At 72.1% G+C, this 15102-nt stretch carries 13 protein-coding genes; 5 read left to right on the top strand and 8 right to left on the bottom strand.

The window, feature by feature from the left end:
* Positions 1 to 16: 16 nt before the first annotated feature.
* A complete protein-coding gene (ctaE, locus tag AQJ30_RS10520; RefSeq protein WP_067231682.1) occupies positions 17 to 637 on the bottom strand; it encodes an aa3-type cytochrome oxidase subunit III in 621 nt (206 codons plus the stop codon).
* Positions 638 to 782: 145 nt separating this feature from the next.
* On the opposite strand from ctaE, the gene AQJ30_RS10515 reads away from it, so the two are divergent.
* Positions 783 to 1184, top strand: a complete 402-nt coding sequence (locus AQJ30_RS10515; RefSeq protein ID WP_067231680.1) for a response regulator — start codon at positions 783 to 785, stop codon at positions 1182 to 1184.
* A gap of 131 nt (positions 1185 to 1315) precedes the next feature.
* Here AQJ30_RS10515 and AQJ30_RS10510 read toward each other — a convergent pair whose 3' ends face one another.
* The 4 genes from AQJ30_RS10510 to ctaC all read right to left on the bottom strand — a co-directional run bounded on the left by AQJ30_RS10510 (position 1316) and on the right by ctaC (position 5812).
* Entirely contained in the window at positions 1316 to 2572 is a 1257-nt protein-coding gene (locus AQJ30_RS10510; RefSeq protein ID WP_067231678.1) for a L,D-transpeptidase, read from the bottom strand.
* 152 nt (positions 2573 to 2724) lie between these two features.
* Positions 2725 to 3123 carry a cytochrome c oxidase subunit 4 gene (locus AQJ30_RS10505; protein WP_067231676.1) on the bottom strand — a complete coding sequence of 133 codons (399 nt, stop codon included), beginning with the start codon at positions 3121 to 3123 and terminating at the stop codon, positions 2725 to 2727.
* Positions 3120 to 4856, bottom strand: coding sequence for an aa3-type cytochrome oxidase subunit I (ctaD, locus tag AQJ30_RS10500; protein WP_067231674.1), 1737 nt, complete (start codon positions 4854 to 4856; stop codon positions 3120 to 3122). Before ctaD ends, AQJ30_RS10505 begins: the two co-directional genes overlap by 4 nt.
* Complete coding sequence (gene ctaC, locus AQJ30_RS10495; RefSeq protein ID WP_067231671.1) at positions 4853 to 5812, bottom strand: aa3-type cytochrome oxidase subunit II; 960 nt, start codon at positions 5810 to 5812, stop codon at positions 4853 to 4855. The genes ctaD and ctaC overlap by 4 nt, the downstream gene beginning before the upstream one ends.
* Before the next feature lie 260 nt (positions 5813 to 6072).
* Between ctaC and AQJ30_RS10490 the strand changes: the two genes are divergently transcribed.
* Positions 6073 to 7455, top strand: a complete 1383-nt coding sequence (locus AQJ30_RS10490) for a cysteine desulfurase/sulfurtransferase TusA family protein (protein WP_067231669.1) — start codon at positions 6073 to 6075, stop codon at positions 7453 to 7455.
* 28 nt (positions 7456 to 7483) lie between these two features.
* On the opposite strand, the gene AQJ30_RS10485 is transcribed toward AQJ30_RS10490, so the two are convergent.
* Complete coding sequence (locus AQJ30_RS10485; protein ID WP_067231668.1) at positions 7484 to 8458, bottom strand: carbohydrate kinase family protein; 975 nt, start codon at positions 8456 to 8458, stop codon at positions 7484 to 7486.
* A gap of 130 nt (positions 8459 to 8588) precedes the next feature.
* Here AQJ30_RS10485 and AQJ30_RS10480 point away from each other — a divergent pair, with 130 nt between their 5' ends.
* Together AQJ30_RS10480 and AQJ30_RS10475 are read left to right on the top strand one after the other, a co-directional pair.
* The gene (locus tag AQJ30_RS10480) at positions 8589 to 8798 is read left to right on the top strand and encodes a hypothetical protein (protein ID WP_067231666.1); all 210 of its coding nucleotides are present in this window, start codon (positions 8589 to 8591) and stop codon (positions 8796 to 8798) included.
* 105 nt (positions 8799 to 8903) lie between these two features.
* A complete protein-coding gene (locus tag AQJ30_RS10475; RefSeq protein WP_067231664.1) occupies positions 8904 to 10529 on the top strand; it encodes a hypothetical protein in 1626 nt (541 codons plus the stop codon).
* 122 nt (positions 10530 to 10651) lie between these two features.
* On the opposite strand, the gene AQJ30_RS10470 is transcribed toward AQJ30_RS10475, so the two are convergent.
* Positions 10652 to 11008, bottom strand: coding sequence for an iron-sulfur cluster assembly accessory protein (locus AQJ30_RS10470; RefSeq protein ID WP_028422454.1), 357 nt, complete (start codon positions 11006 to 11008; stop codon positions 10652 to 10654).
* 246 nt (positions 11009 to 11254) lie between these two features.
* Between AQJ30_RS10470 and nadA the strand changes: the two genes are divergently transcribed.
* On the top strand, positions 11255 to 12439 hold the full coding sequence (gene nadA / locus AQJ30_RS10465) for a quinolinate synthase NadA (protein ID WP_067232635.1): 1185 nt from the start codon (positions 11255 to 11257) through the stop codon (positions 12437 to 12439).
* Positions 12440 to 12731: 292 nt separating this feature from the next.
* Here the strand turns inward: nadA and AQJ30_RS10460 are convergent, their stop codons facing one another.
* Positions 12732 to 15035 carry a protein kinase domain-containing protein gene (locus AQJ30_RS10460; protein WP_067231663.1) on the bottom strand — a complete coding sequence of 768 codons (2304 nt, stop codon included), beginning with the start codon at positions 15033 to 15035 and terminating at the stop codon, positions 12732 to 12734.
* Positions 15036 to 15102 lie beyond the last annotated feature (67 nt).

Below are 15102 nucleotides of genomic sequence, written 5' to 3'. Positions count from 1 at the left end.
GCGGGTGCGGGCCCGGCTACTTGATCATGTAGATCGTGGCGAAGAGGCCGATCCAGACGACGTCGACGAAGTGCCAGTAGTAGGACACGACGATCGCGGCGGTCGCCTGTTCGTGGGTGAACCTCCTGGCCGCGTAGGTGCGGCCCAGGACCAGCAGGAAGGCGATGAGACCGCCTGTCACGTGCAGGCCGTGGAAGCCGGTGGTCAGGTAGAACACCGAGCCGTACGGGTCGGAGGAGAGCGAGAGCCCGTCCTTCTTCACCAGCTCCGTGTACTCGAAGATCTGACCACCGATGAAGATCGCACCCATGATGAAGGTGAGGATGAACCAGCCCCGGAGCTTCTTCACGTCGCCCCGCTCGGCCGCGAACACGCCGAGCTGGCAGGTCAGTGAGGAGAGCACCAGGACCGTGGTGTTCGTCGCCGAGAACGGGAAGTTCAGGCTCGAGGCCATTTCCTTCCAGTGCTCCGGCCCCGTCACCGATCGCAGGGTGAAGTACATCGCGAAGAGGGCCGCGAAGAACATCAGCTCGGAACTCAGCCAGATGATGGTTCCGACGCTGGTGAGGTTCGGCCGGTTGACCGACGGGTGCGCGTGCCCGGTATCTACTGTCGTTGCTGTCGCCACGACCGACATTATGTCGGTCGCTTATCCCGCCCTCACTCCGGGGGGTGCCGTTCGGAGTGTCTTCGCCCGCCGGACCGGTGTTGACGTGGTGTTCAAGGGAGTAGCATCCGCGGCAACGAGCTCGCCCCAAGGACGCCGACGTCACGGAGGAAGCATGCAGCCGACCGCCACGGTGCTGGTCTACAGCGACGACTCCACCACTCGCGAACAGGTACGGCTGGCCACGGGACGGCGGCCGGCACCGGACGTGCCCGTCGTGGAGATCCTGGAGTGCGCGACGCCGGCCGCGGTCATCAAGGAGCTGGACCGGGGCGGGATCGACGTGTGCGTCCTGGACGGCGAGGCGGTCCCGATGGGCGGCATGGGCATGTGCCGCCAGATCAAGGACGAGATCTTCAACTGCCCGCCGGTGCTGCTGCTCATCGGGCGGCCGCAGGACGCCTGGCTGGCGACCTGGAGCCGGGCGGACGCGGCGGTGACGCACCCCGTGGACCCGGTGGAGTTCGCCTCGGCCCTGGCCTCCCTGCTGCGCCGGAAGAACCTCCAGAACGTCTGACGGACGGGCCCCCGCCGCGGCCGCACCCGACGGGGGCGCCGTCAGGGCGGCTGCGGGCCCCGTGGAGGCTCCCGGGGAGTGTCCCGCGGCCCGGGCGCCCCGGGGCGGTCCGCCGCCGCCTGGGGGCCTCCTCACACGCTCTGGGGCCGCAGGCGGGCCTCCTCGTCCGGGGCGGCCTGGGTGCCCTTCTTCGTCAACGCGCTGCCCTCCCGCCACTTCTCCCAGGTGAGGTTCCAGTCGCCGAAGCCGTTGCCGAACGGCTCCATCGTCTTGCCCGCGGAGTTGACGACCTGGACGACGTCGCCCTCGCGGACGTGGTCGAAGAACCACTCGGCGTTGGCCGTGCTCATCCCGGTGCAGCCGTGGCTGACGTTGGCGGAGCCCTGGGAGCCCACGGACCAGGGGGCGGCGTGCACGTACTCGCCGCTCCAGGTGACGCGGGTGGCGTAGTAGACCGGCAGGTCGTAGGAGTCGGAGGAGCCCTCGGCGATGCCGATGCTGGTGCCGCGCATGCGTACGAAGTACTCCTTGCCGAGCACCACCTTGACACCGTTGCGGGTGTCGAAGCCGGGCTTGCCGGTGGTGACGGGGATCTGGTTGATCTCCTCGTCGTTCTTGTAGATCTTCATCGAGTGCGCGGCGGCGTCCGTGAGGGCTATGACGCGGTCCCCGATGGTCAGCTTCAGCTCCTTGGACGCGCCGCCCCACAGCCGGTCGCCGACCTTGATGCCGTCCAGGTTGCTGTGCACGCGCACGGTGGCGTGGGCGGGCCAGTAGTCCTTGGGCCGGAAGTGGAGTTCCTTGTCGTCGACCCAGTGCCAGGCGCCGGCGGCGTAGGGCGTGGAGTCGACCTTCAGGGCCCGTTCGACGACGGCCCGCTGGGCGGGGTCCCTGACCGGCTGGCTCAGCTCGGCCGTGATGGGCTGCCCGACGCCGTAGGTGCCGGCCTTGGGGCCGAACGTGGCCGTCAGCCGCTTCTGGGCGGTGGGCTTGCCGGTGTCGAAGGTGAGGACCCGGCGGCCGGGCGCCCCGTCCTCGTCCTCGGTGCTCACCCGCAGCGTGTAGCGGGCGTTCGCGGCCAGCGGCTCGGTGCTGCGCCAGCGGCTGCCGTCGGCGGAGAGGCGGCCGGCCACGTAGCGGCCGGAGGCGTCGACGGCCGTGACGTCGGTGATCCGGTCGTCGTCGTCGGCGGTGACCTCCAGGGGCTTGTCGGGGTCGGCCTTCTTGCCGTCGCCCGTGGGGCCGTTGAAGGAGATCTGGTCGGTCGCGTCGTAGGGGCGTTCCGCGAGGGGGTTGTCGTCCGAGCCGCAGGCGCCGGCGCCCGCGCCCAGGGCGATCACCAGCAGGGTGCAGCCGACGACGGTGCGGGGACTGGGTGAGTGGCTCATGGCTTCAACGTAGGAACGAACGTCCACCGCGGCGCGGCGGGTCACTCCTGCGGGTGACGTCGATTGCTGCGAACGGACACGTCCGTTGCGGCAAAAGAGCGAGCCCGGACGCTCCCTGCGGAGTGTCCGGGCCCGATCGCGCTCGGCGCGTGCTACTGGGTGCGGTTCTCGCCGCGGTAGTACTCGAAGACCCAGCCCCAGATGCCGATGAGGATCAGCGGGGCGGAGAAGTAGAGCAGCCACCAGCCGATGGCGACGCCCGCGAAGGCGAGCGCGCCGCCGAAGCCCAGGGCGAGCGGCTGCCAGCTGTGCGGGCTGAAGAAGCCCAGCTCGCCGGCGTCGTCCGCGACGTCGGCCTCCTTGTTGTCCTGCGCACCGGTGTCGACCCGCCGGGCGGTGAAGCCCAGGTAGAAGCCGATCATGATGGACAGGCCGAAGGCCAGGAAGAGGGCGGTGGTGCCGGCCGGCTCCTTCGACCACACGCCATAGACGCACGCCATGACGAGGATGAAGACGCTCAGCCAGATGAACATCTTGCCCTGGATCTTCACTTGCCGGCCTCCTTGCTGCCCGCGATCGCCTCGGCGCCGTGGCCGACGTTCTCCAGCTGCTCCAGCGCGGCGATCTCCGGGTGGTGCAGGTCGAACGCCGGGGATTCACTGCGGATGCGCGGCAGGGTGAGGAAGTTGTGCCGCGGCGGCGGGCAGGAGGTCGCCCACTCCAGCGAGCGGCCGTAGCCCCAGGGGTCGTCGACGCCGACCGGCTTGCCGTACTTGGCCGTCTTCCACACGTTGTAGAGGAACGGGAGCATCGACAGGCCGAGGACGAACGAGCTGATCGTCGAGACCGTGTTCAGGGCGGTGAAGCCGTCGGCCGCCAGGTAGTCGGCGTACCGGCGGGGCATGCCCTCGGCGCCCAGCCAGTGCTGGACCAGGAAGGTGCCGTGGAAGCCGACGAACAGCGTCCAGAAGGTGATCTTGCCGAGGCGCTCGTCGAGCATCTTGCCGGTGAACTTCGGCCACCAGAAGTGGAAGCCGGAGAACATCGCGAAGACGACCGTGCCGAAGACGACGTAGTGGAAGTGCGCCACCACGAAGTAGGAGTCGGACACGTGGAAGTCCATCGGCGGCGAGGCCAGGATGACACCGGTCAGACCACCGAAGGTGAAGGTGATCAGGAAGCCGGTCGCCCAGAGCATCGGCGTCTCGAAGGACAGCGAGCCCTTCCACATCGTGCCGATCCAGTTGAAGAACTTCACACCGGTCGGGACCGCGATGAGGAACGTCATGAAGGAGAAGAACGGCAGCAGCACACCGCCGGTGACGTACATGTGGTGCGCCCACACCGTCACGGACAGGCCGGCGATCGAGATCGTCGCGGCGATCAGGCCCATGTAGCCGAACATCGGCTTGCGGGAGAAGACCGGGATGACCTCGGAGATGATGCCGAAGAAGGGCAAGGCGATGATGTACACCTCTGGATGGCCGAAGAACCAGAAGAGGTGTTGCCAGAGCAACGCGCCGCCGTTGGCCGCGTCGAAGACGTGGGCCCCGAACTTGCGGTCCGCCTCCAGGGCGAACAGCGCGGCCGCCAGGACCGGGAAGGCCAGCAGGACCAGGACACCGGTCAGCAGGACGTTCCAGGTGAAGATCGGCATGCGGAACATCGTCATGCCGGGCGCGCGCATGCAGATGATCGTGGTGATGAAGTTGACCGAGCCGAGGATCGTGCCGAAGCCGGAGAAGGCCAGACCCATGATCCACATGTCGGCGCCGATGCCCGGCGAGCGGACGGCGTCCGACAGCGGGGCGTAGGCGAACCAGCCGAAGTCGGCCGCACCCTGCGGGGTGAGGAAGCCGGCCACCGCGATCAGCGAGCCGAACAGGTAGAGCCAGTAGGCGAACATGTTCAGCCGCGGGAACGCCACGTCGGGCGCGCCGATCTGCAGCGGCATGATCCAGTTGGTGAAGCCGGCGAACAGCGGCGTCGCGAACATCAGCAGCATGATCGTGCCGTGCATCGTGAACGCCTGGTTGAACTGCTCGTTCGACATGATCTGCAGGCCCGGGCGGGCCAGCTCGGCGCGCATGAAGAGCGCCATCACGCCACCGATGAGGAAGAACGCGAACGACGTGACGAGGTACAGCGTACCGATCGTCTTGTGGTCGGTCGTGGTCAGCCACTTGACGACGACTTCGCCGCGGCGCTGGCGCCTGACCGGCAGCTCGTCCTCGTAGTGGGACCCTGCTGCGGCGGCACCCTGGGGTTCGTTGAGGATGCTCACAGGATGTTCGACTCCCGTTCCTTCTCGTGGCTCGTCTGCTCGATGCCCGCGGGAACGTATCCGGTCTGGCCCTTCTTGGCGAGGTCCTTCAGGTGCTGCTCGTAGCGCTCCGGGGAGACGACCTTCACGTTGAACAGCATCCGCGAGTGGTCGACACCGCACAGCTCGGCGCACTTGCCCAGGAAGGTGCCCTGCTTGTTCGGGGTCACCTGGAAGGCGTTGGTGTGGCCGGGGATGACGTCCTGCTTCATCAGGAACGGCACGACCCAGAAGGAGTGGATGACGTCACGCGAGGTGAGGACGAAGCGGACCGTCTTGCCCTCGGGGAGCCAGAGGGTCGGACCGGGGTTGTTCGTCTGGGGGTTCCGCTCACCGGGGGTGCCGCAGGTGTAGACGCCGCCCGCGTTGTCCGGGAAGTCCTTCTTGTACCGGTCCGGAATGGCGGACAGGTTGTCGTCGGTCTTCGCGTCACCGGTCGAACCGTCGACGTTCTCGATGTAGTTGAAGCACCAGCTCCACTGGAAGCCGACCACGTTGACCGTGACGTCCGGCTTCTTGTCGAGGCTGAGGAGCTTCGACTCGTCACGGGCCGTGAAGTAGAACAGCACCGAGACGATGATGATCGGGACCACCGTGTACAGGGCCTCGATGGGCATGTTGTACCGGGTCTGCGGAGGGACCTCGACCTTGGTCCGGCTGCGCCGGTGGAAGATCGCACTCCAGATGATCAAGCCCCACACCAGCACGCCGACGGCGAGCGCGGCAGCCCAGGAGCCCTGCCACAGGGAGAGGATCCGCGGAGCCTCTTCCGTGGTCGGGGTGGGCATGCCAAGGCGGGGGAAGTCCTTGTATGTGCAACCGGTCGCGGTCGCCAGGACCAGGCCCGCGGTCAGTGCCTGCAGCAGCTTCCGCCGCATCGGGCGCCGCGGCGAGCGGTCGGAGCCGTTGGGACTCACGTAGCGCCTTCCCGAGAGTCTCGCCCGCGCTTAACGGCTGCGGCCTTCTCGCTGGTCGGTCGCCGCCCTGCGTCGGGCAGGGGTTTGGATGTTTATGCGGACCAAACCCTAGCCGACGCCTTCCGGGGGTTCGCGGGGAGGGGTGCCTAGTCGCTCCGCCGGTTAGCTGGATTGGCGGCGGCGGGTCCCGGCGGGGCGTGTTGCGCGGTTCCCCGAGCCCCCGGACGCCGGTTCCCGGGCCGTCCGTCTAGCGTGGCCGCATGGCCTACTTCGACGCCGCTTCGGCCGCTCCCCTCCACCCCGTCGCCCGTCAGGCGCTGTTGGCCTCCTTGGACGAGGGATGGGCCGATCCGGCGCGGCTGTACCGGGAGGGGCGCAGGGCCCGGATGCTGCTGGACGCCGCGCGGGAGGCGGCCGCCGAGGCCGTCGGCTGCCGGGCCGACGAGGTGGTGTTCACCCCGTCCGGAACGCACGCCGTGCACACCGGGATCGCGGGCGCGGCGGCCGGACGGCGGCGCACCGGACGCCACCTGATCGTGTCGTCCGTCGAACACTCCTGCGTCCTCCATTCGGCGGAGGCGTACGAGGCGGACGGCGGGACGGTGACCCGGGTGCCGGTGAACCGGGCCGGGTCCGTGGACCCTTCGGAGTACGCGGGGGCGCTGCGGCCGGACACCGCGCTGGCGTGCCTGCAGTCGGCCAACCACGAGGTGGGCACCGAACAGCCCGTGGCGGCCGTGGCCGAGGCCTGCCGGGCGGCCGGGGTGCCGCTGCTGGTGGACGCGGCGCAGTCGCTGGGGTGGGGGCCGGTGGCGGGCGACTGGTCGCTGCTGGCGGCGAGCGCGCACAAGTGGGGCGGCCCGCCCGGGGTCGGGCTGCTCGTGGTGCGCAAGGGCGTGCGGTTCGCCCCGCAAGGGCCCGCGGACGAGCGCGAGTCGGGCCGGGCGCCCGGCTTCGGGAACCTGCCGGCGATCGTGGCGGCCGTGGCGTCCCTGCGCGCCGTGCGGGACGAGGCGGCGGCCGAGGCGGTACGGCTGCGGGACCTGACGGAGCGGATCCGGGCGCGGGTGGCGCGGACCGTGCCGGACGTCGAGGTGGTCGGCGACCCCGAGCGGCGGCTGCCCGGGATCGTGACCTTCTCCTGCCTCTACGTCGACGGGGAGGCGCTGCTGCACGCCCTGGACCGGGAGGGCTTCTCCGTGTCGTCGGGCTCCTCCTGCACCAGCAGCACGCTGACGCCCAGCCATGTGCTGCGCGCCATGGGGGTGCTGAGCGAGGGCAACGTGCGGGTGTCCCTGCCGCCGGGGACGCCCGAGGAGGACGTGGAGCGCTTCCTGGACGTCCTGCCGGGCCTGGTGGCCGGTGCCCGGGACGCGCTGGGCGCCCCGGCAGCGGCGCCGGCGGCCGTCCCGGCGCGGGAGGAACTGGTCGTCGACGCGCTCGGCAAGCGGTGCCCGATCCCGGTCATCGAACTGGCCAAGGTGTTCGGGGAGGTCCCGGTGGGCGGCACGGTCCGGGTCCTCTCCGACGACGAGGCGGCCCGCCTGGACATCCCGGCGTGGTGCGCCATGCGGGGCCAGGAGTACGTCGGGGAGGAACCGGCCGAGCGGGGCGCGGCGTACGTGGTGCGCCGGGTGAGCTGACCGGCCGGCTCAGCGGCGGGGTGGGGGGCTAGCGCAGGTGGGTCTCCACCTCGGCGGCCGCCTCGTCGCCGTAGGCCTTGGTGAAGCGCTCCATGAAGTGGCCGCGCAGCAGGCGGTACTCCTGGGTGCCCACGGTCTCGATGACGAGCGTGGCGAGCATGCAGCCCACCTGGGCCGCGCGCTCGTGGGAGACGCCCCAGGACAGCCCGGACAGGAAGCCGGCGCGGAACGCGTCGCCCACGCCTGTGGGGTCGGCCTTGCGCTCCTCCTCGGGGCAGCCGACCTCGACCGGGTCCTCGCCGGCGCGCTCGATGCGCACGCCGCGCGAGCCCAGCGTGGTGACCCGGTGGCCGACGCGGGAGAGGATCTCGGCGTCGCTCCAGCCGGTCTTGGACTCGATGAGGCCCTTCTCGTACTCGTTGGAGAACAGGTACGTCGCGCCGTCCAGCAGTATCCGGATCTCCTCGCCCTCCATCCGGGCGATCTGCTGGGAGAAGTCGGCGGCGAAGGGGATGCCCCGGGTGCGGCACTCCTCCGTGTGGCGGAGCATCGCCTCGGGGTCGTCGGCGCCGATCAGCACCAGGTCGAGCCCGCCGACGCGGTCCGCGACGGTCTTCAGCTCGATGAGGCGGGCCTCGCTCATGGCGCCCGTGTAGAAGGAGCCGATCTGGTTGTGGTCGGCGTCGGTCGTGCACACGAAGCGGGCCGTGTGCAGCGTGTCGGAGATGCGGACCGACTCGGTGTCCACGCCGTGCCGGTCGAGCCAGGCGCGGTAGTCGTCGAAGTCGAAGCCCGCCGCGCCGACCAGGACCGGCCCGGTGCCGAGCTGTCCCATGCCGAACGCGATGTTCGCGCCGACGCCGCCGCGCCGTACGTCCAGGTTGTCGACCAGGAAGGAGAGCGAGACCGTGTGCAGCTGGTCCGCGACGAGCTGGTCGGCGAAGCGGCCGGGGAACGTCATGAGGTGGTCGGTGGCGATGGAGCCGGTGACTGCGATGCGCACGGCGTGGACTCTCCTGGGGGGAGGTGGGTTGACAGTTCACGCTACCCGGTCGGCGGGGGCCGTAGAAGCGCACGAAACTACCCGATAGTAGATCTTTCTTCACCGGCTGCGGCGTGCCTACGGTGCCGTTATGACGAACCTCAAGGTGTCCGCGCCCGCTCCGGCCGACCTCGAAGGCGACCTGGCGTCGCTGCGGGGGGACTGCGCCCGCATGGCCCCGCACTGGGCGGCGCCGGACCGGTCCGCGCCCCGTCCCGTGCCGCCGTCGCACCTCCACGGGGTGACCGTCCCGGCGACCTCGGCCCGGCTGCTGGAGGGCATGTCCGACTACGGCGACTGAGGGGAGGGCGCTCGGCGGGGAACCGTGCGCTCCCCCGCTGCGTCCCATCGCTGTCCCCGCTCACGGGGGACGGCAGGACTGCAGCGCAGCCGAAGGAGCGATGGCGTGAACACCGAGCGACCCGACCACGACGACGCCGAGCCCACCGGGACCGCCGGGACCACGGAGAGCAAGGGGACCGCCGGGGGCGGCCCCGGGGCCCGCGGGTCCCACCCCTTCCTCCGCCGCACCCCGGTGGTGGTCGCCTCCGTCGCCGCCGCCGTGCTGCTGGCCGGCGGGGGCGGCGCGTACCTGGTGGCCGACACCACCAAGGGGGACGGCGGCGGGGCCGGGTCGCCGTCCGGCGGGGGCACCCCGCCTCCCCTGGCGCTCGACGGGTACGTCGCCGCCTCGCCCGCGCCCTCCGGGTCCGACGGCTCCTCGACCGGCAACGGCATCGCGCCCGGTGAGCCGAACCCGTACGGCGTGGTCTACCGCGCCGACGGCCCGCTGCCCGACGGCCCCTCCACCGCGGCCGTGTACTGGCCCAAGGGCGCGGTCGGCCAGGACGAGGCCGCCCGGCTCGCGAAGGCCCTCGGGGTGGACGGCACGCCCGTGGCGGACGGTGACGTCTGGCGGGTCGGCGCCGCCCAGGACGGCTCGGGGCCGGTGCTCCGGGTGAACCGGCAGGCGCCGGGCCTGTGGACGTTCAACCGGTACGCGCCGGGCACCGACGACTGCACGCGGGCCCAGGCGGTCTGCGGCAAGGCCCCGATCGCCCCGTCCGGGACCCCGGTGAGCGAGGCCGTGGCGAAGAAGGCGGCGGCGCCGGTACTCAAGGCCGTCGGCCAGGACACCGCCAAGGTGGACGCCGGGCAGGTCCTGGGCGCGCAGCGGGTGGTGAACGCCGATCCGGTGGTGGGCGGTCTGCCGACCCACGGCTGGACGACCGGGATCGTCGTCGGCGCGCAGGGCGAGGTCGTGCAGGGCAACGGGCAGGTGTCGGCGCCGGTGAAGGGCGCGACGTACCCGGTACTGAGCGCCGAGGACACGCTGGAGCTGATGAACACGGCCCCGGGGGCGGACGCGGCCCCGGGGGCGACGGGCCACCACCGGATGGGCATCGGCGGCTGCGCGAGCCCGGTGCCGCTGAAGGACCGGCTGGAGAGCCCGTGCGGGGCGTCGACGGCGGCTCCGCAGAAGGAGACGCTGACCGTCGAGGAGGCGGTGTTCGGGCTGGCCCCGCAGAGCTCGGGCGGTCGGCAGGTGCTGGTGCCGTCATGGCTGTTCGAGGTGCGGCCGAAGGCGGCCGGGGATCCGTACACGGTGACGCACCCGGCCGTGGACCCGCGGTACCTGACGGCGCCGACCCCGTCGGCGTCGGTCACGCCGCCGCCCGGTGAGCCGACCGAGCCGCCGAGCCCGCGGCCGTCCGCGCCCGGCGGCGCCGCGAGCCCGACGGGGGCACCGCACGAGGTGCACGTCGACGGGTACACGGCGGAGGGCGATGAGCTGACCGTGGCGTTCACGGGCGGGGTGTGCTCTGACTACACGGTGTCGGCGGCCGAGGGCGCCGGGAAGGTGACGGTGACCGTGACCGAGCAGCGGCACCCGGAGAAGGTCTGCATCATGCTCGCCAAGCTGTACCACCGGACGGTGCACCTGGAGCAGCCGCTGGGCGCCCGGGCGGTCGTCGGCGCGGACGGCCGGGCGGTGCCGCTGGAGAAGACCGGCGCGCGGCTGCCCCACTGAGCGGCGCGGGCCTGCCCCACTGAGCGGCGCGGGCGGGACACACACGAAGGCGGCGGCCCCGGGAAGGGGCCGCCGCCTTCGTGTGCGGTGCGGGTGCCGTGCTCGGTCGCACGGCGTTCCGCCTAGCTGAACGAGTCGCCGCAGGCGCAGGAGCCGGTCGCGTTCGGGTTGTCGATCGTGAAGCCCTGCTTCTCGATCGTGTCCACGAAGTCGATCGTGGCGCCGCCCAGGTAGGGGGCGCTCATGCGGTCGGTGACGACCTTCACGCCGCCGAAGTCCTTCTCCACGTCGCCGTCGAGCGAGCGCTCGTCGAAGAAGAGCTGGTAGCGCAGGCCGGAGCAGCCGCCGGGCTGGACGGCGACGCGCAGCGCGAGGTCGTCGCGGCCTTCCTGGTCGAGCAGCGCCTTGACCTTGGCCGCGGCGGCGTCGGTCAGGATGATGCCGTCGGTGACGGTGGTGGTCTCGTCCGATACGGACATCTACATCTCTCCCGGGTTGTACGGAGACTGCTTGCCGACGAGTTCAACCGGCAAGGCCGCGGATTCATTCCGGGCCGGGCGCGCGAGGACTTTCGGCTCCTCCTTCATGCTCGCACACGGCGCAGCGGGCGGAAAACGCCTCATCGGGATTCACGTCACACCGACGCTATGACCATCGTCAAAGTGACGTGAAGCGGGTTATGATAGATAGCGTCAGAACGACGAAAAGTAGAAAGGGTGCGTGTCGTGACCACCGCCCAGACCACGGAGCTCGACGTACAGCCGACTCCGCTCGCCCTGCTGCTCCTCGGCCGCGAGGCCGACCCGAAGAGCGAGCGCGGCGTCGAGTGTCCCGGTGACCTGCCCTCGCCGTCCGACCCCGACCTGGTGGAGCGGGCCCGCGCCGCCAAGGCGAAGCTCGGCGACAAGGTCTTCGTGCTCGGCCACCACTACCAGCGCGACGAGGTCATCCAGTTCGCCGACGTCACGGGCGACTCCTTCAAACTGGCCCGCGACGCGGCCGCGCGCCCGGAGGCCGAGTACATCGTCTTCTGCGGTGTGCACTTCATGGCCGAGTCCGCGGACATCCTGACCGGCGACGACCAGAAGGTCGTGCTCCCGGACCTCGCCGCCGGCTGTTCCATGGCCGACATGGCGACGGCCGAGCAGGTCGCGGAGTGCTGGGACGTGCTGACCGAGGCGGGCGTCGCCGAGCAGGTCGTCCCGGTGTCGTACATGAACTCCTCCGCGGACATCAAGGCGTTCACCGGCAAGCACGGCGGCACCATCTGCACCTCCTCCAACGCGCAGCGGGCGCTGGAGTGGGCGTTCCAGCAGGGCGAGAAGGTGCTGTTCCTGCCGGACCAGCACCTCGGCCGCAACACCGCCGTCCGGGACATGGGGATGTCGCTGGAGGACTGCGTCGTCTACAACCCGCACAAGCCGAACGGCGGTCTGAGCGCGGAGGAGCTGCGCGCGGCGAAGATGATCCTGTGGCGCGGCCACTGCTCGGTGCACGGCCGCTTCTCGCTGGACTCGGTGAACGACGTGCGCGAGCGCATCCCGGGCGTCAACGTCCTGGTGCACCCCGAGTGCCGGCACGAGGTCGTCGCCGCCGCCGACCACGTCGGCTCGACCGAGTACATCATCAAGGCCCTGGAGGCCGCCCCGGCCGGCTCCAAGTGGGCCATCGGAACGGAGCTGAACCTGGTCCGGCGCCTGGCGAACCGTTTCGCTCCGGAGGGCAAGGAGATCGTCTTCCTCGACCGCACGGTGTGCTTCTGCTCGACCATGAACCGCATCGACCTGCCCCACCTGGTGTGGACCCTGGAGTCCCTGGCCGAGGGCAAGCTGGTCAACCGCATCCAGGTCGACCGGGAGACGGAGGCGTTCGCCAAGCTCGCCCTGGAGCGGATGCTGGCCCTGCCGTAGCCCGGCCCCCGCGGTGCGCCACCGCGGGACCGGACCCACCCGTACGGCCCGTCCGAGCACCTAGGTCGTGTCCGCAAAGTCCCGTCGTCCGCCCAGAGGGCGGGCCTGCGGCGTCCGGTGCGTGCTCTCGGTGTGCCGGGCGGACACCCGCGTACTGGCCGTACTCGGGTGTTCGCCCGGTGCGGCGAGAGTGCGTGCCGGGCGTCGCGGGGCAGGGGGTCCCCCCTCTGGGGGAGGGACTTCGCGGACACGGCCTAGTGCCCGGGCGGGCCGTCGGCGTGTCCGGAGCGGGTCAGGTCGGGGTGCGGTCCGGGTGGGCCGGGTCGAGCGCGAAGACCGTGCCGTCCGCGGTGGTGACCGTGAGGGCTCCGCCAGCACGGTGGATCTGTGACCCGAAGCCGTTGTCGGTGCCCCCGGCGCGCGGGTACGACTCCCACAGCACGGTGCCGCTGCGGCTGTCCAGGGCGGCCACCCGGCCGCTGACGCTGGCCACGAACAGGGTCCGGCCCGTGCCGTCGGCCACCGGGGTGCCCCCCTGTTCCAGCGTGGTCCGGCTCTGCCACAGGCGCTTGCCCGTGGTCGGCGCGTGCGCGGTGACCAGGCCGTTGGAGAGGGTGAAGCAGAGCAGGCCCCCGGCCAGGGTCACCGGGCCGCGCGGGGTGCCGGCGAGCGGGACCGTCCGGCGCCCACCGGTGCTGCCGTCGACCAGGACGGCGCGCCCGTACGCCGTCCCGTCCAGGTCGGACGCCCCCGACCCGCTCTCCTCGGCGAAGACGTGCCGGCCGTCCAGGACGCCCAGGTAGGTGCTGCGCGGTTCCAGCGTGGCCAGGGTGCGGACCGTGCCGTCGGCCGGGTCGACGCGGAGCAGCCGGGTGTCCGCGCCGGCGCCGTAGGAGGTGCACACCGCGTACAGGCCCCCGGCGGAGGCCGGGAACTCGCAGGAGTGCCCGGCGGGCAGGCCGGCCGACCACAGCCGGGCGCCGTCCCGCGGGGACCGCGCGGTGACCGTGCGGCCGCCGGTGTCCGGCACCAGCGCCAGCCCCGCCGCGAGGGCCGGGGCCGTCTGCGAGCCCCGGACGAGGTCCTTGGACCACCGCCGCGCGCCGGTGCGCGTGTCGAGGGCCACCACGGACGACGTCCGGTCGCCCTCGAGCTCAGCCAGCACGCTCTGCCGGACCAGCAGCACCTGCCCGGCCACGCCGAGGACCCGGTACTCGTACCGCGCCCCCGCCCCGCCGGACGCCCCGGCGGCGGACCGCCAGAGCAGCTTGCCGGTCAGGGTGTCGAACCGGACCGGCTGCACGCCGTCACCGGCGCAGTACAGCGCCCCGGTGGCCGGCGCGCAGAAGAGCCCGCCGGTGCTGCCCCGGCTGGACGTCCGCACCCCGCTCGCGGCGTCGGCGAACACCGTGGTCCGCCACGGCCGCCAGCCCGCGGGCAGGGCCTCCCAGCGGGAGCCGGCCGTCGGACTGCGGCCGGCGTCCGGCCCGGCCGTGCCGCCGTGGCCCGGCCCGGACAGCAGGTACGCCGTCAGGGCGACGGCCAGGACGGCGGCCCCGGCGGACAGCGCCACCAGCCGGGCGCGGCGGCGGGTGCGCCGGGGCCGGGGCGGCTCGGGCGACGGCGGCTCGGCGTGCGCGTCCCCCGCCGCTGGGCCGTCGGCCCGGGGGCCACCGGTCGCCGGGCCCGCCGGGTGCGGGCCGCCGGTCCGGGAGCCGGTCGGCTCCGGCGCGGTGGGCTCGGGGTCCGGGCGGCGCAGCGCGACCGTGGGGTCGTCGTCGGGCGCGGACCTCGGCAGGGCCTCGGCGAGCCGCCCCGCGAGGTCGTCCAGGGCGGGCCGGTCGCCCGCGTCCTTGGCCAGGCAGTCGGCCAGGACGGCGCGCAGCGGCTCGGGCAGCCCGGTCAGGTCGGGCTCCGCGGTGAGCACCTGGTACGCCGTCAGGTACGGGCTGTCGGCGTCGAACGGGCCCCGGCCGGTGGCGGCGTACACCAGCAGCGAGCCCAGGGAGAACACGTCGGAGGCCGGACCGGCCGAGCGGGCGTCGGTGAGCTGCTCCGGCGACATGAACGGCGGGGTGCCGATCATGTGGCCCGTCTCGGTGAGGGTCTGGTTGCCCGCGGCCCGGGAGATGCCGAAGTCGATGACCCGGGGGCCGTCCTCGGCGATGAGCACGTTGGCGGGCTTGAGGTCGCGGTGGACGACCCCGGCGCGGTGGATGTCCCGCAGGGCCTCCAGCAGCCCCAGGGCGAGCCGGCGCAGCGCGGTGCCGCGCAGCGGGCCGTGGGCGCGGATGTGGTCGGCGAGCGAGGGGCCGGGCACGTACTGGGTGGCCATCCAGGGCCGGGCGGCCTCCGGGTCGGCGTCCACGACGGGGGCGGTGAAGGCGCCGCTGACCTTGCGGACGGCCTCGATCTCCTGCCGGAACCGGGTGCGGAACACCCCGTCCTCGGCGTACTGGGAGTGCACCACCTTGACGGCGACCTCGCGGCCCGACCGGGCCCGGCCGCGGTAGACGACCCCCATGCCGCCGGAGCCGAGCCGTCCGACGATCCGGTACCCGCCGACCGACTTCGGGTCGTCCTTGTGTGCTGGCACCGCTCCGTTCCCCCTTGTCCGCAGAGCAGTTCGAGTCCACAGGATAGGGACAGGTGCCGGACGGGGA

The sequence above is a fragment of the Streptomyces longwoodensis genome (assembly GCF_001514125.1).
Lineage (GTDB): Bacteria > Actinomycetota > Actinomycetes > Streptomycetales > Streptomycetaceae > Streptomyces > Streptomyces longwoodensis.
This window is presented reverse-complemented; position numbering and strand designations above follow the sequence as displayed.